This is a genomic window from Paraburkholderia phenazinium (genome assembly GCF_900100735.1).
Taxonomy (GTDB): Bacteria; Pseudomonadota; Gammaproteobacteria; order Burkholderiales; family Burkholderiaceae; genus Paraburkholderia; species Paraburkholderia phenazinia.
Genome location: NZ_FNCJ01000028.1, coordinates 51,795 through 77,047, shown reverse-complemented (window position 1 = coordinate 77,047; position 25,253 = coordinate 51,795). Strand labels below are relative to the sequence as shown.

The window sequence follows — 25,253 nt, the reverse complement described above, 5'->3', positions numbered from 1 at the left end:
CGGTGTCGGTGTCGGTGTCGGTGTCGGTGTCGGCGTCGGTGTCGGCGTCGGTGTCGGTGTCGGCGTCCCACTCGTAGTCGAAGAAGGAATCCAGCAAGACTTCGTTACGCCAAAGTCGGGGTCCTTGCCAAACGCCGAGTTGGAGCACGTCACGCCATTGGTAAACGTCTCGGTCACGTTGTTGGCGGTCGTGCTGCCGCCATACGTGACCGGCTTGGTGCCGCTGAATGAACAGAAAGCATTCTCGTTCGCGCATTTGACAAGCGAACCGGCCGGCGTGGGCGTAGGTGCCGGCGTGCCCGTCGTCGGACCGTACCAGCAGCTCTTTGTATAGCCATAGGCCGGATCCGTGGCGGACACCACACCGTTTGTGCACTGCACGCCATTCGTGAACGGTCCATTGATGTCGTACATCAGCGAAGGACTCGTCGTGCCGAACACGACCATAGCGGTGCCCGTAAACGAGCACTTTTGGTTCTCGCTGGCGCAGTAAGTATAGGTGGTACCGTTGATCGTCAGGTTGCTTTGAGCGTTAGCAGTACTGCACATTGCCCCTGCCACGGGAAATAGCATCGCAATCAGGCGTTTCATTTCTTCGACCCCTGCTTATGATTATTGCAAGAACTTCTGATGGGCTATTTAGCCAAGCCCTGAAATGAAGCGCAAGCGACGCTCTTTGGGAATGCAGATTGCTGCAGTCCTTAGTTAAGTCAATTTCATCCGTCGAAAACGGACATTAAGAAGTGCTTTTCGGAATGATCGGATCACCGCACTCAAATACATGCTTGAGGAGCGGTAGCGCGGACACCTGGCTGCGGCCGTGCGACCACGCTTTTATGCAACTGTTCACGCCAAAGACGGCCTGAACCAACACAAGGCGTATCCTTCAGTCTGCCCGGGACACTCTGGCGGCCCCATGGCACTGTAAACAACAGGTAAGGAACCGTGCGCGTCAACCATCAGGCTTTTTTCTGCTCGCTATTCTTCGCACGGCTAGCAGACCAGATTCTGCTCTTCCTGGTGCCGCTCGTCGTATTCCAGACGACCCAGAAGGTCTCGTGGTCGGGCATCGCCTTTTTCATCGAGGCATTGCCGCGCTACCTCTTCTTCCCCTTGTTCGGCGCGTTCAGCGACCGCTTCTCGCCGCTCAAGCTGATGCGTATCAGTCAGATGTACCGGGCCGTCGTTTGTATTGCGGGGGTGACCGGCTATGCGCTCTTTGGTGGAATCGGCTGGCTGATTGCGCTGTCCGCCGCCTGCGGCATCCTGACCAGCCAGGGTTTCGTGGCGCGCGAGGTCATGCTGCCGCAGATCTTCAAGGCGCATAAGTTCGAGCGCGTGCTGGCGCTCTCGCAGCTGGCCGATCAGCTCGGCGTGGTGCTCGGCCCGATGGCCGCCGCGCTATTGCTCGGCTGGTGGCGCTGGGAGTTCGTGGTGGCCACGAGCGGCGCGCTGTTCCTGCTCGCGGATGGCGCGTTGCTGGTGTGGCAGCGCATGAGCGGCTTTCAGGCCGCCACGCCTGAACCGCCGCAAGGTCACTGGACCCAGCCGATGCGAACGGCGGTGCAGCACGTGCTGCATCTGCCCGGCTTGCAGAAAGTCATCCTGCTGGCTGCCGCCGAAAATCTCGTGATCGGCGTGACGCTCGCCACCTCCGCCGCGATGGTCACCGGTATTCATCATCAATCGGGACGCTATTACGCGGTGCTGCAGACTGTTGGCGCGGTCGCCACCGTGCTGATCCTGCTGACCATCGCGCGGGCCTCGTTTTCAAGGAGAACGCTGGGGCTGCTGGCGTTCCTGGCGATCTGCCTCGGCGGCCTGATCGCCGGCGCGAGTCCCGGCGCGTGGGGCTATGCAGTCGGCTTCGTGCTGATTATCGGCTTCGACAAGATGTTCAACGTGTATATCCGCAGCGCCCGCCAGAAGATCATTCCGCCCAAGGACTACGGCAAGACCACGGGCGTCATCATCCTGCTGAACAACCTGACGCAGCCGCTAGCCGGATTGCTGGTCGGCGTGTTCGCCAGCCGCGCGCATACCGGCTTGCTGATCGTGGTGCTGTCGCTGACGATGGGCGCCATCGGCGCTACGGCATCGATTGCCGGGCCCTGGTGGCGAAAGCGCCGCGCGGCCCGCGTCGCGCGTGAGCCGGGCTTATCGGAAGCCGGTGTAGTCGAAGGCGAGTGAGTGAGAGTGAGGCCTAGCGGCGCCGGCACCGAGCCGAGTGACAGCCCGATGACGTCGGCGCAAGCCGGCCTCACTACGTGGTCGCTTCGGCGGGCCCGATGCGCACGCCCTTGAAATGCCCCGCTTCGGGCGCCGCACCGCATTCGCGCAGCAGTGCGCGCAGGTCGTTGATGACCGGGAACACCTCGTGGTTCCAGTCGGCACCCTGGCGATCATGCGCTTCCTGTTCGCGTTCGACGATCCAGCGGTCTTCCTTGAAAATGCGCTCGGTAAACCAGACCAGCAGCGGCCATGCCATATCCAGCAGGACCGGAATGCCCGGCTTGCGGATCGACAGCAGGCCGAAGGTGCGATTGGTGCGCTGCTCGCGATCGAGCGGCACATACACAATCCACAGGTTCATCACGAGCGTCGAATCCGTCGTGCGAATCTGCAGCGTTTGATATGGATACTCGGTGCGGATGGTCATCACATCCTTGTCCGCGCCTTGCGTACCCTTGCGGCTCTGACCGAACACCAGCGCCTCGCCGATCGGCTGTTCGCCAGCCATCCGCGCGAACGTGTAGTCCACCTCCACCCAGCCCTCGCCGCGCCGCCGTCCAAGTGAACGCGCACGCATCTGCCCCATCTGCTTGCGGTGCAGGAACTGATGGTTCATGTCCATCAGGTTTTCATGCATGAACGAGTAATGGCACTTCACTTCGCGGCCGAAGCGGCGGGTCTTGTACGCCTTGTCGCCCAATGAAGCGAGCGGCGGCAGCGTCCGTTCCTCGGCCAGCGCAGGATTGCCTGGAAACACGAAAATCAGCCCCTGCTCCTCGCGGCACGGATACGAGCGCACGCCGTTGGGCAAACGCTCGCGGCCCAGATAGGGAATATCGACGCAGCGGCCTGTGCAGTCGTAGGTCCAGCCGTGATAGCAACAGCGGATCGTTTCGCCCTCCACCACCCCGCCGTGCAACGGCACCTGGCGATGTGCGCAGCGGTCTTCCAGCGCGAACGCCACGCCCGACTCGGTGCGCACCAGCACGATCGGCTCGCCGGCGAAGGTCACGCCATGGGCCTTGCCGCGCTTGACCTCGTGCGACCACGCGAGCGGATACCAGTAGTCGGGGTGAATCGGCACGCGGCGCAGGTCACGCACCGGCGAACCGGTGAACGCCTCTGCGGATGCGTCGTCGGCAGGCGAATCGATTGGCGTCTCGTTGGGTGCCTCGGTCGGTGCATCGATGGTGTTGCTATCCAGCGAAGGAACTCCATGCATGGGCGATGCCTCCTTGTAGCCTGAAAACCTGGGTGGGCCCGCCAAGGGTCGAGCGGCGAACCGTCATGGAACTCAGTCTACTAGAAGGTGCGGACCTGATGTTTTTAACCACGCATAGGGTTTCCCGCCAGGCAAGCCCGTGGAGGCGCTTAGCCTTCGTCCGTGGCCACCAGCCCGGAGCGGCGCTGCGCGCCCCAGACACGGCCACCCCGTAAAAAGTGCAGCCACCCCATCAGGGCGCCGGTATGCCGCAGCAGCTGAAATGTGAATGGCTCGGCAATCGCCGCCGCCATGGCGAGCCACAGGTTCGAGCCGACCCGCTGACCGGTCCAGCGGCGGTACAGATGGATGCACCACAGGTAGTACGCGAGATCGATGGCGGTCTTGGCGCCGATCACGCCGAAGATCGACAACACCAGCGTTTCGTGTCCGCCGAACAGAAAGCCGAGCAACAGCACGAATGCCGTCAGGCCGTAGATCGGCTGCATCGTGTCGATCGCCTTGACCGGCAGCATCAGCATGCCGAGCGTGCCGTAGCGCGGGTTGCCGGTCATGTCGCGGTTCCAGTACTGGGTCTGCAGGAAGCCCGCAAACCAGCGGCGGCGCTGCCGCAGAAAACTGCCGAGGGTGCCGGGCGCATCGGTTCGCCCTTGGGCGTCGCCCACCACGCGGACATCCCAGCCGAGCCCATGATCGACCGAATAGCGCCGCAGCCGATGGATCAGTTCATAGTCTTCCACCAGGCACTGCGGGTCGAAGCCACCTACCTCAACCAGCGCCTCGCGCTTGAACGAGGCAAACGCACCGGAGATCAGCAGCAGGCTGTCGGCGCGCATCCACGCAAAGCGCGCGACGAAGTTGCGCATGTACTCGTAGGTCTGGAACCACTGGAACACCCGGCCCGACACGTTTTTGCCGCAGACCGGCACGAGGATGCCCGCCGCCGCCACGAGCTTCGGCTCGCTCGCGAATGCAACACGCATCGCATAAGTTGCGTCGTCATCAAGCAGCGTATCGGCGTCGACGGTCATCACCGTCTCGGTGGTCATCTCCATGATGGCCGCGTTGAGCGCACGCGCCTTGCCGCCATGCGGCACCCGCAGCCAATAGAGGTTCGAATATAGCGAACTCGGTGCACTCAGTTCGCCTTCAGGCGCCGCGATGAGGCCGAAGCGCTCGGTCAGCAGCGCGCCCGTGCCGTCCGTCGAGCCGTCGTCGGCAATCACGATCTGTGCGAGGCCGTGGGTCTGACGCAAGAGCGCAGCCAGCGTCACAGGCAGCACGGCCGCCTCGTTGTGCGAGGCGACGATCACGCCCATGCTCGGCAAGCTGCGCTGGTCCAAATCGGGGTCGAGCGGCACGGGTGGGCGGATCAGCGGCAGCGTCTTGAACGTGACGAAGGCGAGCAGCAAGGTGTCGTAGAGCACGTAGGCAATACCGGTAGACCACGCCACCACGCCTTGCAGAAAAAACGCCCGCGCGAACAGCAGCAACCAGAGTACGACCACGCTGAAATGGATCAGCGTACTCAACAACGTGGTCGGGCGCGGCACGATACGAGGCGAGGCGAGCGCGAGGGCTTGTTCCAGAGTTCTCTTCAAAATAGCTACTGAATCTGTGGATACCGCGTGGTTAGGTTCAACGCTCGAGTTTGGAGTTCGAGCATGCGTGGCAAGCCCCCCGTCCTCAGGGAATCATGCGCTTCAAGACGGACTTGCGATCGATCCACTCGTGCTTGAGCGCGCCGCCCACGTGCATCGCGAGGAGCGCGTACAGCGCGTAGCCGAGCCAGGTGTGCAAGGCGCCGAAGCGGTCATGCAGGGTTTCCTTGAGCGTCGGATCGAGATTCATCACATAGCCGATACGCGGCCATGAGACCAGGTTGAAGAGCCGCATCGGATGCGTCGCCGCATCTTTCCAGGCCGAGTCGTGCAGCCAGCCCGAGAGCGGCAGGCCGATCATCAGCAGATACAGCAGGAAGTGCGCGATGTGCGCGGCCACACGCTCCCACGATGGAAACGCAGACGGCAACGGCGGCGGCCGATGCGAGACACGCCACAGGACGCGCAGCAGCACGAGGCCGAGCACGGTGATGCCGATCGACTTGTGGGTATCGATGACCGGCCGCACCCAGTCGTCAGGCAGCGAGTCGGCGCTAAGCCCGAGCACCACGTTGCAGATAATCAGGATCGCGATGATCCAGTGCAGCAGCATTGCCGTGCGGGTGTAGCGCGATACCGCCTGTACGCTGGTCGTATCGGTAAGCGGAGAGTTGGCCTGAGTGCTCATCGGTAATTCCGTCCGAAAAAATGCTCGAGTGCGAAAGCTATTTGAAATAAAAACCAATCCGGCGGTCAATCAAGCAGCTTAAAAGCGCAAAGGTTCGCGTACAACGATACAGCGGCTATCACGCTAACGCTGCGGCGCAGCGGTTTATTCCCAGCCTGCTTCATATTCCGCGAATCAATGATTTCCAAACATTTCGGCGGCAGCCCGGATGCCTGTCCGGCACCGCCCGGTGGTGACCCCTGGCTACTGCCCGTGCCGCCGAAAGCCGAAAAGCCGCAATCTTCCTATAAAACGGCTTACAGCGCGCAACGGATTTGCAAGGCGTTTGCTGCCACCTGGTGTCTATAGCCTGCACCCGGAAACAACATGGTAAAGATGCCCGGCATGTGGTTTTCGCATCTGTTCATTTCGGCCTGCGTGGCATAATCTGCGCCAATCATCGCTTCTTCCTCGTGCCCGGCGCGCAGCATGTTTCGTCTTCGCCTACAGAAAATCGGCAGCTTGCTAGGATTGCTCGCAATCCTGATGAGTACGCTTGCGCCGACTGTTTCGCAGGCGCTCGCCGCACATGACCGGCTTGGCCAGGCACTGGCGAGCTACTGCTCCGCGGACCCGGACAATAGCCAGGCCGCCCGCACCGGCAAGTCGTCGCCCTCTTCCGCCTACCATTGGCAGGCCTGCGCGTATTGCGGCATGCTGGCCCACGCGCCGGTCCTGCCGGGCACGGCCTCAGTCTTTATCGCCGCGTTATCGGTTGCGCGCGCACCCATCGCCGTTACGCGCGATACCGTCCACGTACCCCTCGTCTACACGGCTGCCCAGCCGCGAGCACCGCCGGTCCTCTCCTAAGTCGCTCTGTACCTGAACAGAATCCGCGCTGCACGAGCAGCTGCGGGATGTCGCCGCATCAGTACGCGGTGACGCATCAAGACAATTGGAGAAGGATTAGATCATGCGTACGCTTTTCAAACGGCACGCGGCGCCCGCACGCGCCGCCCTCATGGCGGCGGCCGGCGCCGCCTGCCTCGCCGGTTCGCCGACTGCTTCAGCCCACGCGGTGGTGGGCGACCGCGTGTTCCCCGCCACGCTGACGGTGGACGACCCCGGCGTCGGCGACGAATTCGATGCCCAGTTCGGTCACACCAAGACCCCGGACGACAGCGGCGACAACATGAACGTCAATACCGCGTCGTACGAGTGGGACAAGCTGATCACCAAGAACCTCGCGTTCAGCATCGCCAGCGACTACGTTAGCCAGAACGACCCGAACGGCGGCTCGGCGAAGGGCTGGGACAATATCACGGTCGGCGCGAAATACATGATCTACGCCAATGCGCGCCACGAATTCATGACCTCGATCGGCCTGCTCGCAGAGATTGGCGGCACCGGTTCGAAATCGATCGCAAGCTCGTATTCGACGCTGACGCCGAGCTTCTATTTCGGCAAAGGATTCGGCGACCTGCCGGCCTCGCTCAGCTACCTGCGGCCGTTCGCCATCACCGGTCAGCTCGGGCCGAACCTGACCACGGCCTCGTCGGCCAATGGGCCGAATTCGTTCGGCTGGGGTCTCACGCTGCAGTACAGCATTCCTTACCTGCAAAGCCAGGTGAAAGATCTCGGCATCCCGCAACCGTTCAACAACCTGTTCCTCGTTGTCGAAGCGCCGATGAGCACCTGCACGGCGGGCGCGTGCGCCGGTCAAACCACTGGCACGGTCAACCCGGGCTTTCTGTGGCTGAACCGCTATGGTCAGTTCGGCGTCGAAGCAACGATCCCGGTCAATCACCTGACCGGCAATCACGTAGGCGTACTATTCGACGCTCACCTGTATTTCGACGACATCTTCCCCAACTCGCTTGGCAAGCCGCTCTTCAACTAAATTCAACCCAATGAAAAACGCTCTCGTAAATTCATCCCTGGCGCGCGGCCTCGTCGCCGCGCTGACGCTAACGGTTGCGCAACTCGCGCACGCTCATGCCTATCCGACCCACCAGGCGCCGGGCGCTGGCGCAACCGTCTCCACCTCGCAAAAGGACGTGGCGATCGATTTCGACGACGGCCTTGAACCGGCCTTCAGCTCGATCACCGTGACCGACGCGCAGGGCAAGCCGGTGACGAGCGCCAAGGCCGTCGTCGATTCTTCGAACAAGAAGCATATGTCGGTGACGCTGAACCCGCTTACGCCGGGTGACTACACGGTCGCATGGGTCGCGGTCGCAGAAGATGGACACCGCACCCAAGGTCACTACACCTTCACGGTGAAGTAAGGGTGGATCCGCTCGTCGCCGTACAGATCGTCGTCCAGTCTGCGCAGGATCTGCTGTTCGCGGTGGCGGCCGGGGCACTCGTGTGCAGTGCGATGCTTGGGCGGCAACATCAGGGCTGCCCGGCAGCTTCGGCTGCGCTCGGCCGCTTGCGACTCGGCGCTCTCGGCGCGCTCGCGCTTGCCTGCATGCTGTTCCTCTGGCTGGAGGCAGCCGTCATGAGCGGCTCGTCGTTCAGTGAGGCCGGTGCAGCAGTGAGCGCCGTGCTGACGCAGTCGCACTTCGGGATTGCGTGGTCGGTGGGCTTCGCCGGTGTGGTGCTCGCGTGCCTCGCCGGTGTCCGCCACAGCCGCGCGGCATGGTGGCTTGCGGCAGCGGGCATGGTGATCTATCTGGCGGGCAAGGCCGCCGCCAGTCACGCCGCCGACGCCGGCGATTTCACGCTGCGCGAAGCCGTGCATGTGCTGCACCTCGGGGCGACGGCGTTGTGGGCGGGCAGCGTGATTGCTGCAGCACCGCTGCTGTGGCGCTGGGGGGTGGCGGCCTCCGAAGCGGCGTCCAGTGAGTCCGCCAGCCGCGTGAGGTTCTGCACGCACCTGTCGCATCTGGCAACGGGCGCGCTCGCGGTGGTCATCGTGACTGGTATCTATAACGCGACTCAGGACACGGCGCACCTTACCGCACCGTTGCTCAGCGTGCTGTACGGCCGCGTGCTGACGCTCAAGCTACTGTTCGTCACGTCCGCGGTGCTGCTGGGCGGCTACAACCGCATGATCTATCTGCCGCGCCTGCAGCACACTGCGGCCGATGGCGGGCAGGCTTATAGCGATGCACAGCGCAGCTTCGACCGGCTACTAGCCGTCGAGGCCATCGCCATGCTGGCGGTATTGGCTATCGCAGGCGTGCTAGGCCACACCTCGCCGTCGGGCGGCTAAAACAATCGTTCACGCCGGCGCGGAGACTACAACGCGCCGGCGCCTCCCTCCCTATCGCTCAACGCCGCGCAATCACCGCGGTGGACTCGACGCGCTCCTCGAGCCAGCCATCGGCGGCGTGACCTTCGAGCAAGCTGCGCACACGCTCCAGCAATTCATCGAGCCGCGAGCCGAGGCGCTCGCGCGACAAGCTCGACATCGACAGTGCCCGCGAGATCAGTGAATCAAGTGTCACGCGCCGCTTCTCAATGATCGACACGCGTTCCAGCGACGCGAACGCCGACCTCAGCAACACGGTTTCGTGATTTTCAAAACCCGCGGATTTGCGCTGCTCGCGCGCCGGATCGGTTTGCGAGTAATCGTCGAGCAGCGCGCGGTATTGTGCATGCCACGGCGTAGCGGGATCGTCGGGATGCGAGGTGGCAAACAGCACCAACGCGCCAGCAGGATCGATGAGCTGATCCAGCCGCGCCAGCGTATCGGGCCGGTCCATCCAGTGAAATGCGCGGCCGATCACGGCGATCTGAAAGCGGCCGAACGCCGGCGACAGGTCGTAGGAACTGCCGAGGCGGTGTTCGATGTTCGGTGCGAGACCGAGTCCCAGACCCGCGGCGATGCGCAGCATCTCCGGCTCAGGGTCGAGGGCCACGCCCTTGTCGATCCACGTGGAGAACGCCAGCGACAGTTGCCCCGGTCCACAGCCGAGATCGAGCAGGCGCTGCGTGCCGTCGAGCCGGCATGATTCGGCCACGCGCCGGATCAGCCGTGGCGAATAGGCCTGGCGGCCACCCAGGTAGTAAGCGGCGTTGTTCTTGAAGCGATCGGGTACGAAGGGGATCGGTGTGCTCATGGGCGGTTCCGGTGAAAGCCGCGCGGTGGTGGGATGTGGAGCGGGGACGTTGAGCGGCGCGCAGCTCGCAAAGTATGCCGCTGCGCGGCGTTCGCTGTCGAGGCGGCGGTACACGAGACCGTAGCCGCGCAGCACTGACAGTAAGCGGCCGCGCCTCAATGCAGCACTCACACGATTTGGAGGGGGCGGCCCACCGCACTTCAAGCCGGACAGGCCGCCAACGAAAGTTGACGCGTAGCCTATCCCTTCCAGCGTCTGTTAGCCTTGTGACCAGCGTATCGCGCGCCCGCTATTCCGCAGATGACAGAAAGCGCGCCCCAGCATACAAAGAAAGCGTTAGCGATTGTCGGGTTGGTGTCGAACAGACTACCTTTGCCGCGCAAAACAACTGTTCCCCAGAAAAATAACGCCCCCCAACAAACGAGGCTAGATGAGATTATTCCCACAAGGAACCCCGCTAACACTCTCATGATGTTCTTATGAACAGCGTAGGTCGCTATGATCTGCGGGGGTTGCGCGCATTTGTAATCGACCCTATCTCCGCCTACGGCCTGGCGCCTGCCCCGGACGTCAGGTCAAGAAAACGCATCGAGTCAGGGAGACTCGCGCCGCGAACAATCACACCCGTGCTCTTGCACGCGTTACACCATGCGTCATCGCCTATAAAAACCAACTGACGATACTTGCCGTCCGTACCCTGTATGTTGCAACAGCGGCTGGACGTGGAAACATAGCTGCCTTCTACGCTGTCAAGTGGGTCGCCTTCGACGACGCCATAGAAAATTGCCATCTCCTCAGACTCCTGCGGGGTTGAAATACTTATTTCCGCGAGCCTAACTTCTTCGATCTGGAAGCTATATTAAAAAAGTCTGAAAGATAAATTGACGTTGGTGAATGTCAATGTTGACGTCATAGATGTTTATCTATTGATATCGTCTGCATTGCGGCCTTCTTATGGAGTACAGACCATGAAATCAACCATCAACAAGGGGAAACACCACGCAGGTGCTCGTGGATCACATTAAACAGAGGCACCGCTTCGACGTTAGTGGCTGTTTCCGGAATAGGTCGGCCCGCCGTGGCGCGCAAATCACCCAACAAAGCGCTCACTCTATCGCACCGCCCTCGGCTGTAAAAGCCTGACCTTCTGACGCACCTCCGCCTGCCCCCATACTGTCCGCACGCGCCTGCGCATCAAACAGCGCCAATAACCCTTCAACCGAGTTGAACATCGCCTGCCCGTTATGCCCAACGCCCGGCACCTGCCAGCAGCGATGCGCAAGCTGCGGATGCCGGCTACTCAAGTAGGCAAAGTAAGCGCGCCCACGCGCCAACCGGTGCAGCCCTTGCGCATTGGCAGCGCACGAACGGTCGAGCGCTTGATGCTGAGGGTCGCAGTCGGCCTCGCCGAGCAGATAGATCACGTCGCTGCGAGCGTAACGTTGTTCGAGCACCTCAAACGCAGCGCCACTCGCGTATCGCGGCGGTTGATGAATGCCGTACTTCCATGTATTGACGCCGGCACAGGCGTGTTCGTCAACGGGACTAAATCCGCTCTCGCCATCCGGACGGCGGTTGTCGAAATACACATACGACGACGGATTGGCGATCACATAGCGGCAATGAACGCCTCGCTCCTCAAGCAACGCCGCCGCACGCCCCACCACCGCGTAACGATGCGCCACCTGCGCGCCGCCCGAATGGCCAGCAATCACTACCTCGCGCAACGTACCAAAGCGCGAGCGGTCCGCCAGCGCTTCGACCAGACTATCGAGGATATCGAACGAACTGAGCGGTGCCGGCCCGAGCGCATCGTCACCGCCCATCCAGCCTGTCCAGTCCCAGTGCAGCGTGTCTTGATCGAGACCATGAGCCGCGATATCCGCACTGGCGAGAAACTGCGGCACGAGCAGCAAGGTGTCGGCGGCGCTCACATCAGCCGCGGCCAGGGCGCGTTGTGCGGACAACAGATACGCATCCGCGTCGCGCAGCCGGCCGTGCAGCACGATGACGACGCGGCTCACCCGCATCTCCGACGCGTCATCCGCGGAGCGATAAACCGGCACCGAGCCGAAGCCACGCGCCGTGCTGACGCGCAAGCGTCCGCTGGCGACTTCGCGCACCGGGTATTCGTTGCGTGGTCGCGCCGGCTCGTGGGTACTGAAATCCGTCATGGTCGAATCAACGTGAAGGAAGGAAATTAGTCGTGCGGCACGGCATCAGGATCGCGCCATAAGCGCCGCCCGGAGCGGCTCAGTCCGACCAGCAACAGCGAGACGATCGCCGCAAAAATCAGGTAATACGCTGGCACCAGATTCGAACCAGTCAGGCTGATCAGCGTCGTCACGGTCAAGGGCGCCAGCCCGCCGAAGAGCGTGACGGCGATGTTGTACGACAGCGCCACGCCGGTGGAACGCGTCGCCGTCGGGAAGAGTTGCGTCAGCATCCCCGGATGCGGGCCGGACATGATGCTCAACACCAGCGTGGCGATCATCTGCGCGGTGAAGAGGCGTTCCGCCGTCGGCTGTGCGACCACCCACGCGAACAGCGGATACGCGATCACTGCCCATATCACCACAACCGGGAAGAACACTCGCCAGGCGCCGACACGATCCGCGAGCTTGCCCGCCAGCGGATACGCGACGATGCTGATCAGACCCGAGACAGCCGTGCCCAGCAAAGCGTTCTTCAGCGGCAGATGCAACTGGCGCTCGACATACAGCGGCAAGAAGGAGTGCCACAGATAATTGGTCGCCGCGCCGACGATAATCACGCCCATCGCACACAGGCACGCATCGCTGCGCTCGCGCAAGAACTGCCGCATCGACTGGCGCGGTGCATGCCCGAGCCGCTCGCGTAGCTCGAGGAATTCCGGCGACTCGCCCACCTTATGGCGGATGTAAAAGCCGATCGGTCCGATCAGCGCGCCAAGCAGGAACGGCACGCGCCAACCCCAGGATTCCAGCGACGCCCGGTCCAGATGTGTGGTCAGCAGATACCCGCACGCCGACGACAGCAGCAACGCGAACGCCTGCGATGTCATCTGGAAACTGCCGTAGAACATCTTTTTGCCGCGCGGCGCGTATTCCGACAGCATCGCGGCTGCCGTAGCAAACTCACCGCCCACCGACAGGCCTTGCAGCACTCGCGAGAGCAGCACCAGCAAGGGCGCGGCAATACCGATACTGCTATAGCCGGGCGTCAGGCCCATCAACAGCGTGCTGGCCGCCATCAGCAGGATCAGCAGCGACAAAGCGCGCCGCCGCCCCACGCGGTCGGCGTAGGCGCCCAGCACAATACCGCCGAGCGGCCTGACGACGAAGCCAATCGCAAAAGTCGCGAGCGTCAGCACCGTGGACAGAAACGCGTTGCCCACCGGAAAGAACACATGCGAGATGGTCTTGGCGAAGTAGCCGTAGATGAGAAAGTCGAACCACTCGAGACCGTTGCCGATCACCGAGGCGATCACGGCCCGCCGCACCTGCGAGGCCGCCGGCATGGAGGTGGGATGCGCGGGTGACTGCGCGGCGGAAAGCATCGAGTCCATGGGTCTCCTATGTCGACCGGAGTGGGTGCGAAGCACTTACTCCGGTCCCATGCAACATGGTTGCGAAACGTCTTGTTTATGCCTCAAGCGTACGGTCGATCGCGGTAAATGTAAAATACCGATCAAACGACCCTGCCATACGTTTCACATATATGAGGCATTGCGATGGAATTGCGGCATCTGCGTTACTTCCTGGCAGTGGCCGACGAGCGGCAGTTCACCCGCGCCGCCGCGAAGCTGCATATTCAGCAACCGCCGCTGTCGCAGCAGATTCAGGCGCTCGAAAGTGAAATCGGCTTCGCGCTGTTCACTCGGGTAGCGCGCGGCGTCGAATTAACCTCGGCCGGCGCGTCCTTTGCCGACGATGCGCGCGCCGTCCTGCAGGCGCTCGACCAGGCCGTCGCGAAAGGCAAAGGCATCGCGGACGGCCGGATCGGCTCGGTGCGGATCGCGCTGACCAGCTCATCGGCGTTTCATCCGCTCGCGCCGGCCGCGATCCGCGCGTTCCGTGAGGCCTGCCCGGACATCGCCATCGATCTCAACGAAATCAACGCCGCAGAGATTATCGAGCGGATGGTGAGCGGCCGCATCGACGCCGCTATCCTGCGCAAGCCGAGCGACACACCCGAGGAACTGCGCTTCGATCTGCTGCTGGAGGAGAGCATGGTGCTGGTGCTGCCGGTGGGACATCGTCTGCTGAAGGGGCGCAGCAAGTCAGGCCGGATGCGTCCGGTCGCGCTCGATGCACTGGCCGACGAAGCGTTTATTTTTGTGCGCCGTCCCGGCGCGCGTGGCATGTACGCTGATTTCATCGACGCCTGCGAAGCGGCCGGCTTCAAACCGCGTGTCGCTAGCGAGGTGCCGCGCATGTTGAGCGCGATCAATCTGGTGGCGGCCGGCACCGGCGTGACGCTGGTGCCGGCGTCGATGCAGCGCTACCAGCAGGAAAGCGTGGTGTATTGCCCGATCGATAGTGAGGCTGCGATCACCGCACCGCTGCATCTGGTCACGCACCGCGATTCCGGCAATCCAGCCGCGACGCGCTTTGCTCAGACGGTGATTGAATTCGCCCAGGCGCAACAGCGCTAGCCGCCCGCCCCGGGTAGGGTAGGGTCGCCAGAGACTAACGCTTCTCAAAGCGATAGTGCCCAACCCCCCACTCGTTGCCGTTCGCATAGGCGAACAACGCCGCCACAGATGCGTCCCAAGACGCACGCCCCAAACGAGGCCACCGAGCGAATACGCCCAGACCGGATCGACCATGCCCGCGTTTGCCGATTTCAGTTGCCACACCCAGACGGCGGAAAACACGAGGACGAGTCCGATCAACGCAATCACGGCGGCGACGACAGGCGGCATGACGTTCTCGTTCGATGGCGATACCCGCTTATACGCAGGCAGACGCGGAACGGATGCGGCGCTTACGCCATACAGCGATCAACTCGCGTCGTCGCAGGCCGTAGCGCTGGCGACCGGGGTCGACTGGCGCTCGCCCACACCTAGATAGCGCAGTGTCGCGAGCGCAGCCAACACGGTGATGGCCGCCAAGCCGTACGTCAGCAGATGAAACGCGTCTGCGTAGTGCTGCCGGAGCAACACCAGCGGGACACCTGGCAATATCGCCGCGGCGCCGCTGAGGTCGCCGGTGGCGAGCCGCTGCGCGGCCAGATCGATCGGCGTGCGCAGCGAACCGCTCGCGCCCGCCATCGCGCCTGGCGCGAAACGCGCAAGCGTGGCGGCAAGCGGCGCCAGACCCGCTGCCGCAAAACCGGCCAGCGCCGCGCTGACCATCGCCAGTGCGAGCCCCTCGCCCGCCACACGGGTCGTGCTGAAGATACCGGTTGCCATGCCGGCACGCTCCTTCGGCACGACGCTGACCGACAGGCCATCCATCAAGCCCCACGGCAAGCCGGTGCCAATCCCGATCACCGCCATCGGCACCAGCAGTGCGACAGGTTCTGCACCCACCGGCACGCCCCCTAGCCAAAGCAAGCCGGCTGCCGCGATCAGCAGGCCGAGGCTGGAGATCAGCCCAGGCGAGGCGTGCCGGGTCAGACGCACGGCGAGCATGGGCATGAAGAGCATCGGCGCCGAGAGCGCAATCATCATCAGACCGGCATTGAGCGGCGCATACCCCTCGATGCCGACAAAGCGGATCGGCAAGATCACGAGCAGCACCACGAAGCAGTAGCAGGTCGCAATCGGCAGCAGTTGCACGCCGACAAAGCGACGGTAGCGAAACAGCGAGAGATCGAGCATCGGCCGCGCGCTGCGCCGCTCAATCAGTGCGAAGGCGACGAGCGCGACGGCGGCGGCCGCCAACAGCGCTCCGATCACCGGATCGCCCCAGCCGAGATCGGGCGCTTCCAGAATCGCGACCGTGAAGAGGCCGAGCGCCGCCGTGAAGCTCGCCATGCCGGGCCAATCGACGGCGGCTGCGTGCGGGTCGCGCGTCTCCGGCATGCCGGGCGCCGCCAGCAGCAGCGCCAGCGCGCCGAGCAATGCGGTCGAGACAAACACCGCGCGCCAGCCGAACAGTTCGATCAGACCGCCGGCCAGCACCGGGCCGAATGCAAGACCGACACCGAAGGTGGTGCCCAGCAGGCTGAAGGCGCGGGTCCGGGCGTGACCGTCGAACTCCTGCGCCAACGCCGCCGAGCCGCCCGCCAGTGCGGCAGCGGCGCCGACGCCTTGCGCCGCGCGCAGCAGGTCGACCCAGACGGTGCCAGGTGCGAGGGCAAGCAGCATCGACATCAGTGAGAACACGCTCACCCCGGCGAGGAACACCCGGCGGCGGCCGAAGCGGTCGGCCAGCGTGCCGGCAGCCATCAGGCAACTGCCGAAGGCGAGCATGAAGGCGTTGGTTATCCAGTTGAGCGCCACCGGGCCGCCGCCCAGCGCGCGGCCGATCGCCGGCGTGGCGATGGCCCCGGCCGAGAAACTGAGCGGCAGAATCACCGCCGCGACGCAGACTGCGGCCAGCACGGTAGCAGCTCGCGAGGCGCTGTGAGCAATTGAATCAGACATAGGGCTTCCTTGAGGTTCAGCCTGCCGCACGAGCGGAGTCGGCAACAGGCATGAGCACAGACATCGTGAAAATCGGGTCAGCCCAGTCTAATTACGGAATCGAACGTGATAAATACTGCTAGAGTTGGCTTAATCCGGACAAAAATTCTCGAATGACGCCATGGAAAACCTCACCGGCATGATCGCGTTCGTCCATACGGTCGAGGCTTCGAGCTTTGTCGGCGCCGCGCAGCGGCTGGGCTTGTCGGCGTCCGCCGTGGGCAAGAGCGTGGCGCGCCTCGAACAGCACCTCGGCGTGCGGCTTTTGCAGCGCAGCACCCGGCGCGTCAGCATGACGGACGACGGCGAGCGCTTCTACGAGCGCTGCTGCCAGATCCTCGAGGCCGTGCACGACGCCGAAACCATGATGCTGCAGGCCAAAGCGACGCCGCGCGGTCGCCTGCGGGTGAGCCTGCCCACCATCGGCTACCGCTTCTTGTTGCCGATCCTGCCCGAGTTCACCGCGCGCTATCCGGAGATCGACCTCGAATTTGATTTCAACGATCGCCTGGTCGACGTCATCGAAGGCGGCTTCGACGCCGCCATCCGCAGCGGCCCGCTGGACGATTCGCAACTGATGGCCAAGCGGCTCGGGCCGTTCTGCTTCGTGCTGTGCGCGTCGCCGGCGTATCTGCAACGGCACGGCATGCCGCAGGTGCCCGGCGATCTGGCGCAACATGCCTGCCTGCGTTTTCGCTTTCCGACCTCGGGCAAACTGGAACCGTGGCGCTTTCGCGATTTGCCCGAAGACACCGTGGAGCGCTTTCCGACCGCCATGATCTGCAACAACATGGAGGCGATGCGCGCGGCGGCGGAACTCGGTCTCGGCATTGCCTACATGCCGGACTTCCTTGCCCGCGATGCGTTGCAAAGCGGCGCGTTGCAAGCGGTGCTCGCTGGACATCTGGCGCAAGCTGGGCAGTTCTCGGTGCTGTGGCCGTCGAACCGGCAGTTGTCGCCGAAGCTGCGGGCCTGGGTTGATTTTCTGTCGGAGCGGTTGTTTGCGGAGTCGAAGGTGGGGGTTAGTTAGTGCGCGTCGCGTAGATTGCTACACTACCCTCCACCCAGCCCGATCCACCGCGCCACCGCCACGCGCCGCCCAGCATCGAGACCTGTCAAAACCATGTCCGCCCGTTTCAACGCGCCCTTCACCGCACTACTCGCCGCCGCCCTGTTCGGCGCGACGACGCCGTTTGCCAAAGCCCTGCTAGGCACGCTCTCGCCGTTCATGGTGGCGGGCCTGTTCTACCTCGGCAGCGGCATCGGCCTGGCCATCACGATCCTCGTGCGCCGCATGAGACTGAGCACCGACGAGCGCGCCAATGAAGGCCAGATCCATTTGCGCGAAGTCCCGTGGCTGCTTGGCGCAATCGCCACCGGCGGGGTCGCCGGCCCTGCCCTGCTGATGCTGGGACTGAACGCCACGCCGGCCGCCACCAGTTCGCTGCTGCTGAACCTCGAAGGCGTCTTCACCGCGGTGATCGCGTGGGTGGTGTTTCGCGAGAACGTCGACCTGCAGGTGTTTCTAGGCATGGTGGCGATCGTGGCCGGAGGCGTCGCACTATCCTGGCACCCGGGAGCGACGGGTCTGCCGCTCGGCGCACTGCTGGTGGCCGCAGCCTGTGCATGCTGGGCCATCGACAACAACCTGACGCGCAAAGTCTCGACCAACGACGCGATGGTCATCGCCTGCCTGAAGGGACTGGTCGCCGGGTCGGTGAACTTCGTGATTGCCTTGTTGCTCGGCGCCAAGCTTCCCCATCTCGGCACGATGGCGGCCGCGATGGTGACCGGTTTCGCTGGCTACGGGATCAGTCTGGTGCTGTTCGTACTCGCGCTGCGTAATCTCGGCACGGCGCGCACCGGCGCGTATTTCTCAGTCGCGCCCCTGTTCGGCGTGACGATCTCGCTGATCCTCTGGCCCGAGATGCCGCCGCTGCTGTTCTGGGTTGCCGCGGCGTTGATGGCATTCGGCATCTGGCTACATATCCGCGAGCGCCACGATCATCCGCATACGCATCACGAGCTGGATCACAATCACCGGCACCGCCATGACGAGCATCATCAACACGTGCATGACTTCGCCTGGGATGGCGAGGAACCGCATGCGCATCCGCACCGTCATGCACCAATCACGCACACGCATGCGCATTTCCCAGATATTCATCATCGCCACTCGCATTGAGCAGACAAATCGCGTCTTGCGATCGCACCCTTTCGCGATCGCAAGCAAAACGGGGCCTGTAGCAGGCGCTTGATAGGACGATTCAATTGGCATGGTGGCCGGCCTCGTCCTCTAATGGAAATCCTGTCGTTTGCGGCACCCCCCTGCCAAACCCGGAGATCCACATGGCTCAGCACCAGCCCAACGTTGACGAAGTTGTACGGACCATCGCCGCGGAAACCAATACCCCCACGGAAACGGTCTCGAAGATCTACGCCGACACTTTGGCCGACTATAAGACTGACGCCCGCGTGTTCGATTACATGCCACTGCTGGTGGCCAAGAAAGTGCGCGACACGCTGCGCCGAACGGCGAACCGGAAAATTTAGCGCCGAGGTGCGGCAGGTTTCGTACAGCAGCTTGCCTGTTCTCTGATCCATGTCGCGCCGTTGAGCGCGGCATGCTCACGCATGTTCGGAGCTTGCGGCACGCTCGCCGCTCAGCGAGCGCACGATCTGTGCAAGCCGTGCGACCAAACCATCCGCGTCCTCGGGGGGAATGCTGGCATAGCCCAGCATAAAACCGTTGTACCGGGTGCTATCCGTACGCGCATCGCAGTACGTGCTGAGCGATGCGATGGTCAGCCCGTGCGCACGCGTGACCTCCGTCACATCCGCATCGACCAGCGGCGCATCGAGACGGACCGTCAGATGCATGCCGCCGCTATCCGACGAGATGGTGACCAGGTCTGCCATGTGACGCTCGAGCGCAGCGACCAGTGCCGCGCGGCGCTCCTGATACATCCGGCGCATGCGCCGCAGATGGCGCGCGTATTTGCCGCTTTCGATGAAGTCCGCCAAAGCGATCTGCTCCGCCACTCGCCCCTGGCGGGCGATCTCGCTATGCGCAACCTCGACTTCCTTAGCTACATGAGCCGGCACGATCATGAACCCCATTCGCAGAGCCGGAAAAATGGTCTTGCTGAAGGTGCCCAGATAGATGACGGGTGCGTTCTCCGTCAGCCCCTGGATTGATGGCAACGGTGGCCCGTTGTGCCGCAGCTCGCTATCGTAGTCATCCTCGATGATCCACGCACCGCGTTCGATTGCGTGCTCGATGATCGACCAACGCCGCTCGAGGCTCAACACGCTGCCGAGCGGGTACTGATGCGAAGGCGTGATGTAGATCAGATGAGGCGGTGTGCGCTGCCAGTGCTCCTGCGTCGGTGCAATGCCAGCGGCGTCGACCGGGATGGGTTCAAGGCTCAATCCAGCCGCCCGGAACGCGGACTTCGCACCGTTATAGCCTGGGTCCTCCATCCAGACGCGCTCGCCTGGATCGGCCAGCATGCAGGCGCACAGGTCGAGACTCGCCTGCGTGCCCGAGGTAATGAACACCTGCTCGGCCGAACACCGCACGCCGCGCGATACCCGCACATATTCGGCAATCGCTCGCCTCAAGGCAGGATGCCCCGCGTTGTTGCGGTAATCCAGTTCACGCGGGTCGAGCGAACGCCACGCGCGCTCCAGGGAGTTGCGCCATTGCGCCATCGGAAACTCGGTGAGCGCGGGCACACCGGGACGAAACGGCGCGGGGTCATCGGCGCGGGTCCGCTCGCGCGGCAGAGCGGCGACACGTCGTGACAAGCGGCTAAGCGGAACGCCGGCGCGATCGACTTGCGGCGCCGGTGGCACAGCCGCCCGGCTCACCATGCTCACTACCGAGCCGTGACGGCTGGTGCTGACGAACCCCTCTTCGGTGAGCCGCTCGTAGGCGTAAAGCACGGAATTGCGGGCAATGCCCAACTGCTCGGCAAGCGCGCGGGTGGGGACAAGTTGGCTGCCATGCCGGATATCGCCGTCGAGGATCGCGCGGCGCAGGCTTTCGTACAACAACTTCTGCTGCGTGAGCTTGCGGCCGCCCAGTTGCTTCGCGAAGTTCGACATTAACAGGCCGTAGTCCAAATCCGTGGCTCCAGATTGTTGTGCTTCTGTGGAGCTAACAATGGTGCCACAAATTTTTTAAGCTGACGGCATGGTCGCACTGCAGGCCGCCGGGACGATGGTCCGAGCGTCGAGCGCGGCCCGTTAACCGAAAGGGCCGCCGCCATGGACACCTCCGCTCTCACTGAACCTGCGCATGCCCGTGATGCGTCGACAGCGCCACGACGCCATGTACGCGTTAAATGGGTCGCGTGGGTGGTCGCTTTTGTCTTGCTCGCGCTGGCTTATGACAGTATGGATCCCGCGAAGGAGGCCACTGCGCGACTGGATGCTTGCCTTGCGGCTTCTGGCGCACCGCTAACGGTATCGGCGAGCGCACGACGGGCAGCGCCGCAGCCCAGGGATCATGACACTCAAGACCAGACGTTTGCTGCCGCCCTGCTCGCCTGTTCGACCCAACCGTAGGCGTCCGGCGAAAAACGACTCAGGCCCTTCCATGTTTGAAAGCACCCTGACAAGGACTCCCTCCCATGACTCACCCGATCCAGATCCGTCCAGTGACCCCCGCCGATTTTCCGGCCTGGCTGCCGCTGTGGGACGCCTACAACGCCTTCTACGGACGTTCAGGTGAAACGGCGTTGCCCCGCGACATCACGCTTCTCACATGGACGCGCTTCTTCGACGGCTACGAGCCCATGCATGCGATGGTCGCCGAGCGCGACGGGCAACTGCTCGGACTTGTCCACTATCTTTATCATCGAAGCACGATAGCGGCGGGGCCGACCTGCTACCTGCAGGATCTCTATACGTTGGAGAGCGAGCGTGGCAGGGGCGTTGGACGGGCACTGATCGAAGCTGTCTATGAACAGGCTAAGGCGCACGGTTCGAAGCGCGTGTATTGGCAAACCCATGAGACGAACCAGACGGCGATGAAGCTCTATGACGGCGTCGCGGACAGGTCGGGGTTTGTGGTGTATCGGAAGGCGTTGTAGAGGCGGGCGGGGACACCTCAACGAGAGACGCAAATAGAAAGGGCGCACCCCCACCGGTGCGCCCTACCCTTCTCAGCTGCAACTACCCAGCCCTTACCTAAGCCTCCAGTTGCTCCAATACCTTCCCCTTCGTTTCGATCCCGAGGAAGTGCACCGTCAGCGCCGCCAGGAACGGCACCGCGGCAAGAATATAAAACGCGACGTCGAGATGACCGCCCACCATCGTCTTCGACACGATCGCCGGTGCGAAGATCGCCGCTACCTTCAGCCACGCACCGCCCACGCCGCAACCAAACGCGCGAATGCTGGTCGGATACAACTCCGGCGTGTACACATATGCCGTGATGAAGCCGCATGCGAGGAAGCCCAGCGCAAACGCGCAGCAGGTCGCCACCACATACACGGACGAATTGTGGAACACACCCGCCAGCGCCAACGACACCGCACACAGCACGAACGACAGATTGATAATCGGCTTGCGCCCCACCTTGTCGACCAGCAACGCACAGGTCAGCGAACCGATCACGCCCAGCACGGAAGCCGCCACCGCCAGGTTCAGCGCCAGTTGCAACGGCGCGTGATACACCGTGCGATAGATGGTCGGCAGCCAGGTGGAAAGACCGTACTGGATAAAGCCGCACGTCACCCACAGCATCGCCACTGCCAGCGTGCGCTTCAAATAAGCCGGCCCGAACAGATCGCCCATCCGGCGCTTCGGATGACGGTTCGCCAGCGCATCGAACTCGGCTGCATGTTCGACAGGCGCGAGCGGACCCTTAGCCGCGCGTTCGAATGCCAGCACGGCGGCATCCGCATCGGCCATCCGCTCACGCTCGGCCAGCCAGCGCGGCGACTCCGGCACCAGCTTGCGCAACACGAAGAACAGAATCAATGGCAAGCCGCCAATGAAATACATCGCCTGCCAGCCGAAGCGCGGCACGATCCAGGCGCCCAACGCATTTGACGCCAGCAACCCCACTGGAAAAACGATTTCATACAGCAGTACGAAGCGGCCACGGCCATGCGCGCGGCTGATCTCGTTGATATAGGTGGCCGCCACCGGCAACTCACCGCCAAGACCCAAGCCCTGAATGATCCGCAGCACGACGAACGCCGCAAACGTCGGCGCGAAGCCGCACGCAATACTCGTCACGCCGATAATCCCTGAGCTCAACGCAATCGCACGCACTCGCCCTTTGCGTTCCGCGTACCAGGGAAACACGAACGCTCCCACCAGTTGCCCGATCGATCCCGATGCGATCAGAAAGCCGATCTCCCACGGCGTGAGCCCCCATTTCTGGATCAGGATTGGCAGCGTCGCTGCGATGGCGATCACATCGAAGCCGTCGAAGAACGTTGCGAGACCGATCAGGATCCGCGCGCGGACCTGCATCGCGTTACCCGGCAAGCGTTCCAGGCGCGCAATGATCGAGCCCCGGGTCACAGGGCCTGAGACACCGGCGCCGCTGCGGTCCCCCATAGTGTTGTCGATGGTTCTCATGCCGTTGTCGCCGTCCGAAAAGAGTTACGCGAGCGCCGTGCTGGCGTCAGTCAGAGTTGCAAGGTCGATCGTGCGGCCCTGGTTCATCCATTTGCGCGCGAGTTTCAAATCGCGCGGTGTATTGATCGCAATCGCCCCGCGAATCGCGCTGTCTTCCACGTAGAAAAGCGTCGCGCGTTTGCCGGGCAGATCGCCGCGCACCGCGAGTTGTGCGTCGTTGGGAATGTCGCCGAGAATCTGCAGGTTGACGTCGTACTGATCGGACCAGAACCACGGAATATCCGCATAGGGCTCGAATACGCCGAGCAATGCCTTCGCCGCGGAGATGGCCTGGTTCTGCGCATTCGCCCACGATTCGAGCCGCACGCGGCGCTTCAGCCACGCGCTCGGATGGTTTGCCACGTCGCCGCACGCGAAGATGCGCGGGTCCGAGGTTGCGCCGAAGTGGTCGACCACAATGCCGTCCGCAATCGCGAGTCCGGCTCCTTCTGCCAGCGCGGTATGCGGTGTGAGGCCGATACCGGCGACGGCGAAATCGGCGTCGAGCGTCGTGCCGTCGGCCAGCGTGGCGCGCACGCGCCGAGCGTCGTTCGGGTGATCGTCGAGCGAGACGAGGCCCGAGTTCAGGCGCACATCCACGCCGTTCGCCCGATGCAGTTCAACCAGGAAATCCGAGATCGCCGGCGGTACCGAGCGGGCACACAAGCGCGGCGCACCTTCGACTACCGTCGCGGCCACGCCGAGCTTGCGCGCGGTCGCCGCCACTTCCAGCCCGATCCAGCCGCCGCCGATTACCAGCACGTGCTGGCTCGCCCGCAGGCGTTCGCCCAGCGCGACGGCTTCATCGAGCGTGCGCAGGTATGCGATGTTCGAGGTCTTCACCAGCGCGTTCGGCAAGCGGCGCGCCGCACCGCCCGTGGCGATGACCAGCCGATCGTATTGCACTTCGCGGCCCGACTGCGTGCGGACGATGCGCTGCACACGGTCAATCGAGGTGGCCGTGTCCGGTTGCCACGCTTCGATATTCAGCGCGTCGAAGTCGTCCGGCTTGACGAGGCGCACGCTGTCGATGTCCGCTTCGCCTGCCAGCACCGCCTTCGAAAGCGGCGGACGTTCATACGGCAGATGGATCTCATCGGCGATCATCACAAGGCGGCCATCGAAGCCTTCCTTGCGCAGCGTCTTCACGACCCAACCGGCTGCCTGGCCACCGCCGATCACGACGATCGTGCGGGGTGCCTCCAAGGCTGCGTGTCCGTTTGATGCAGCAGCGTCAGTCATGTTTGCGCTCCGTCATGAACTTGCCTTCCGGCGCCTTCGCATTCTTCTGGCGGCGGGTGTTGCCGTCGATGCCGCCATCGATCGCCCATTCGGCGAACACCGTCGGACCCGGCTCGAAGTCGCGCGGCTGCCACTCGGGCGTGAGCTGGTCTTCATCCGCGTAGTACTCGATCAGCGCGCCGGCCGGGTTCTGGAAGTACCAGAAGTAAGCCGACGACACCGGATGACGGCCCGGGCCGAGCTGCGTATCCCATCCGCAGCGGCTGATATGCATGCCGCCGCCGAACACTTCGTGAATATCGCGCACCGTGAACGCCACGTGGTTCAGGCCACGCTTGCCGTTCGGCAGCGCCAACAGGAACAGGTCGTGATGGCCACCGTGCGGCGCGCAGCGCAGGAATGCGCCACGGCCCGGATAACGGTCCGACATCTCGAAGCCCAGCATCTCCTGATAGAACTTCTCCGTCTCGGCCAGGTTATTCGTGAAGAACACCACATGCCCGACTTCCACCGGCTCCGCGCGTTCATAGATCGGCGAGGGTTGGTTGACGCGCAGCGTCTGGCCCCACACGTTCGACGGCGAGCCGTGCGTTTCGACTTCGCGCTTACGTGTCACCTCAACGCGAATCGCCATGCCGTTCGGGTCGATACAACCCACGGCGTTGTCGTTCTCAAAGTGACCCGGTTGACCGGCAAAGCGGCCACGCAGCGCATCGAGTTCAGCACGCGTCGCTACACCCCACGTCACTTCGCGCAACGTCGGACCTTCTTCGAAAGCAGGCGGCAGCGACGGATCGTTCGAATCGACCACGAGAACCGTGCAGCCGTTCAGCGATTCGAAGCGGGCACGCGTCTCGTCGTGGGAGACTTCTTTCAAACCCCAGTCGGCGAAAAAGCGCCGGCAGGTTTCGAGGTCCGTTACACCGTAGGTAATCTGTTCAATGCCGAGAATCGTCATGTCGTGCCT

23 protein-coding genes and 1 pseudogene are annotated in these 25,253 nt (G+C 63.3%); 11 read left to right on the top strand and 13 right to left on the bottom strand.

Annotation, left to right across the window (positions count from 1 at the left end; genetic code table 11):
* Positions 1-124 precede the first annotated feature (124 nt).
* Together BLQ92_RS40480 and BLQ92_RS36060 are read left to right on the top strand one after the other, a co-directional pair.
* Positions 125-334 (top strand): hypothetical protein, encoded by a 210-nt coding sequence (locus tag BLQ92_RS40480; RefSeq protein ID WP_218133061.1) that lies wholly within the window; start codon positions 125-127, stop codon positions 332-334.
* A gap of 611 nt (positions 335-945) precedes the next feature.
* Positions 946-2,190: an MFS transporter gene (locus BLQ92_RS36060; RefSeq protein WP_090694876.1), complete on the top strand. Its 1,245-nt coding sequence runs from the start codon at positions 946-948 to the stop codon at positions 2,188-2,190.
* Between the two features lie 73 nt (positions 2,191-2,263).
* On the opposite strand, the gene BLQ92_RS36055 is transcribed toward BLQ92_RS36060, so the two are convergent.
* The 4 genes from BLQ92_RS36055 to BLQ92_RS40345 all read right to left on the bottom strand — a co-directional run bounded on the left by BLQ92_RS36055 (position 2,264) and on the right by BLQ92_RS40345 (position 6,213).
* Positions 2,264-3,454: an aromatic ring-hydroxylating oxygenase subunit alpha gene (locus BLQ92_RS36055; protein ID WP_090694872.1), complete on the bottom strand. Its 1,191-nt coding sequence runs from the start codon at positions 3,452-3,454 to the stop codon at positions 2,264-2,266.
* Between the two features lie 149 nt (positions 3,455-3,603).
* Positions 3,604-5,055 carry a glycosyltransferase family 2 protein gene (locus BLQ92_RS36050; RefSeq protein ID WP_090694865.1) on the bottom strand — a complete coding sequence of 484 codons (1,452 nt, stop codon included), beginning with the start codon at positions 5,053-5,055 and terminating at the stop codon, positions 3,604-3,606.
* Positions 5,056-5,140: 85 nt separating this feature from the next.
* Positions 5,141-5,743 (bottom strand): cytochrome b, encoded by a 603-nt coding sequence (locus BLQ92_RS36045; protein ID WP_090694862.1) that lies wholly within the window; start codon positions 5,741-5,743, stop codon positions 5,141-5,143.
* Between the two features lie 296 nt (positions 5,744-6,039).
* Complete coding sequence (locus BLQ92_RS40345; RefSeq protein ID WP_175772161.1) at positions 6,040-6,213, bottom strand: hypothetical protein; 174 nt, start codon at positions 6,211-6,213, stop codon at positions 6,040-6,042.
* Here BLQ92_RS40345 and BLQ92_RS36040 point away from each other — a divergent pair.
* The 4 genes from BLQ92_RS36040 (at position 6,212) to BLQ92_RS36025 (ending at position 8,942) form a co-directional block, all read left to right on the top strand.
* Complete coding sequence (locus BLQ92_RS36040) at positions 6,212-6,592, top strand: DUF2946 domain-containing protein (protein ID WP_090694859.1); 381 nt, start codon at positions 6,212-6,214, stop codon at positions 6,590-6,592. The genes BLQ92_RS40345 and BLQ92_RS36040 overlap by 2 nt on opposite strands.
* Positions 6,593-6,695: 103 nt before the next feature.
* Positions 6,696-7,622: a hypothetical protein gene (locus BLQ92_RS36035; protein ID WP_090694855.1), complete on the top strand. Its 927-nt coding sequence runs from the start codon at positions 6,696-6,698 to the stop codon at positions 7,620-7,622.
* Positions 7,623-7,632: 10 nt separating this feature from the next.
* Positions 7,633-8,010: a copper resistance CopC family protein gene (locus tag BLQ92_RS36030; protein ID WP_090694851.1), complete on the top strand. Its 378-nt coding sequence runs from the start codon at positions 7,633-7,635 to the stop codon at positions 8,008-8,010.
* 2 nt (positions 8,011-8,012) lie between these two features.
* The gene (locus tag BLQ92_RS36025; RefSeq protein WP_175772162.1) at positions 8,013-8,942 is read left to right on the top strand and encodes a copper resistance D family protein; all 930 of its coding nucleotides are present in this window, start codon (positions 8,013-8,015) and stop codon (positions 8,940-8,942) included.
* Positions 8,943-9,000: 58 nt separating this feature from the next.
* Here the strand turns inward: BLQ92_RS36025 and BLQ92_RS36020 are convergent, their stop codons facing one another.
* The 3 genes from BLQ92_RS36020 to BLQ92_RS36005 form a co-directional block, all read right to left on the bottom strand.
* Positions 9,001-9,792 carry a class I SAM-dependent methyltransferase gene (locus tag BLQ92_RS36020; RefSeq protein ID WP_090694892.1) on the bottom strand — a complete coding sequence of 264 codons (792 nt, stop codon included), beginning with the start codon at positions 9,790-9,792 and terminating at the stop codon, positions 9,001-9,003.
* Positions 9,793-10,898: 1,106 nt separating this feature from the next.
* The gene (locus BLQ92_RS36010) at positions 10,899-11,966 is read right to left on the bottom strand and encodes a hypothetical protein (protein ID WP_090694841.1); all 1,068 of its coding nucleotides are present in this window, start codon (positions 11,964-11,966) and stop codon (positions 10,899-10,901) included.
* A 26-nt stretch (positions 11,967-11,992) separates the two neighbouring features.
* Positions 11,993-13,330, bottom strand: coding sequence for an MFS transporter (locus BLQ92_RS36005; protein ID WP_425194903.1), 1,338 nt, complete (start codon positions 13,328-13,330; stop codon positions 11,993-11,995).
* A gap of 174 nt (positions 13,331-13,504) precedes the next feature.
* Here BLQ92_RS36005 and BLQ92_RS36000 point away from each other — a divergent pair, with 174 nt between their 5' ends.
* Positions 13,505-14,428, top strand: coding sequence for a LysR family transcriptional regulator (locus BLQ92_RS36000; protein WP_090694834.1), 924 nt, complete (start codon positions 13,505-13,507; stop codon positions 14,426-14,428).
* 96 nt (positions 14,429-14,524) lie between these two features.
* Here BLQ92_RS36000 and BLQ92_RS41540 read toward each other — a convergent pair.
* Positions 14,525-14,698: pseudogene (locus BLQ92_RS41540) on the bottom strand (DUF1295 domain-containing protein); the annotation flags it as partial.
* 78 nt (positions 14,699-14,776) lie between these two features.
* Positions 14,777-16,366, bottom strand: coding sequence for an MFS transporter (locus BLQ92_RS35995; protein ID WP_090694831.1), 1,590 nt, complete (start codon positions 16,364-16,366; stop codon positions 14,777-14,779).
* Positions 16,367-16,526: 160 nt separating this feature from the next.
* On the opposite strand from BLQ92_RS35995, the gene BLQ92_RS35990 reads away from it, so the two are divergent.
* The 3 genes from BLQ92_RS35990 to BLQ92_RS35980 all read left to right on the top strand — a co-directional run bounded on the left by BLQ92_RS35990 (position 16,527) and on the right by BLQ92_RS35980 (position 18,958).
* Complete coding sequence (locus BLQ92_RS35990) at positions 16,527-17,435, top strand: LysR family transcriptional regulator (protein WP_090694828.1); 909 nt, start codon at positions 16,527-16,529, stop codon at positions 17,433-17,435.
* 93 nt (positions 17,436-17,528) lie between these two features.
* Positions 17,529-18,590, top strand: a complete 1,062-nt coding sequence (locus tag BLQ92_RS35985; protein WP_090694825.1) for a DMT family transporter — start codon at positions 17,529-17,531, stop codon at positions 18,588-18,590.
* Positions 18,591-18,754: 164 nt separating this feature from the next.
* Complete coding sequence (locus BLQ92_RS35980) at positions 18,755-18,958, top strand: DUF3562 domain-containing protein (RefSeq protein ID WP_090694821.1); 204 nt, start codon at positions 18,755-18,757, stop codon at positions 18,956-18,958.
* A 75-nt stretch (positions 18,959-19,033) separates the two neighbouring features.
* On the opposite strand, the gene pdxR is transcribed toward BLQ92_RS35980, so the two are convergent.
* The gene (gene pdxR, locus BLQ92_RS35975; protein WP_090694816.1) at positions 19,034-20,533 is read right to left on the bottom strand and encodes a MocR-like pyridoxine biosynthesis transcription factor PdxR; all 1,500 of its coding nucleotides are present in this window, start codon (positions 20,531-20,533) and stop codon (positions 19,034-19,036) included.
* Positions 20,534-21,042: 509 nt separating this feature from the next.
* Here pdxR and BLQ92_RS35970 point away from each other — a divergent pair.
* On the top strand, positions 21,043-21,504 hold the full coding sequence (locus tag BLQ92_RS35970) for a GNAT family N-acetyltransferase (RefSeq protein WP_090694813.1): 462 nt from the start codon (positions 21,043-21,045) through the stop codon (positions 21,502-21,504).
* A 97-nt stretch (positions 21,505-21,601) separates the two neighbouring features.
* On the opposite strand, the gene BLQ92_RS35965 is transcribed toward BLQ92_RS35970, so the two are convergent.
* From BLQ92_RS35965 to BLQ92_RS35955, 3 genes are read right to left on the bottom strand one after another with little or no spacing between them, the layout of a single operon-like run.
* Positions 21,602-23,005 (bottom strand): MFS transporter, encoded by a 1,404-nt coding sequence (locus BLQ92_RS35965; protein WP_090694809.1) that lies wholly within the window; start codon positions 23,003-23,005, stop codon positions 21,602-21,604.
* Positions 23,006-23,029: 24 nt separating this feature from the next.
* Positions 23,030-24,286, bottom strand: coding sequence for an NAD(P)/FAD-dependent oxidoreductase (locus BLQ92_RS35960; protein ID WP_090694806.1), 1,257 nt, complete (start codon positions 24,284-24,286; stop codon positions 23,030-23,032).
* The gene (locus BLQ92_RS35955) at positions 24,279-25,244 is read right to left on the bottom strand and encodes a VOC family protein (RefSeq protein ID WP_090694802.1); all 966 of its coding nucleotides are present in this window, start codon (positions 25,242-25,244) and stop codon (positions 24,279-24,281) included. Before BLQ92_RS35955 ends, BLQ92_RS35960 begins: the two co-directional genes overlap by 8 nt.
* Positions 25,245-25,253: the final 9 nt, after the last annotated feature.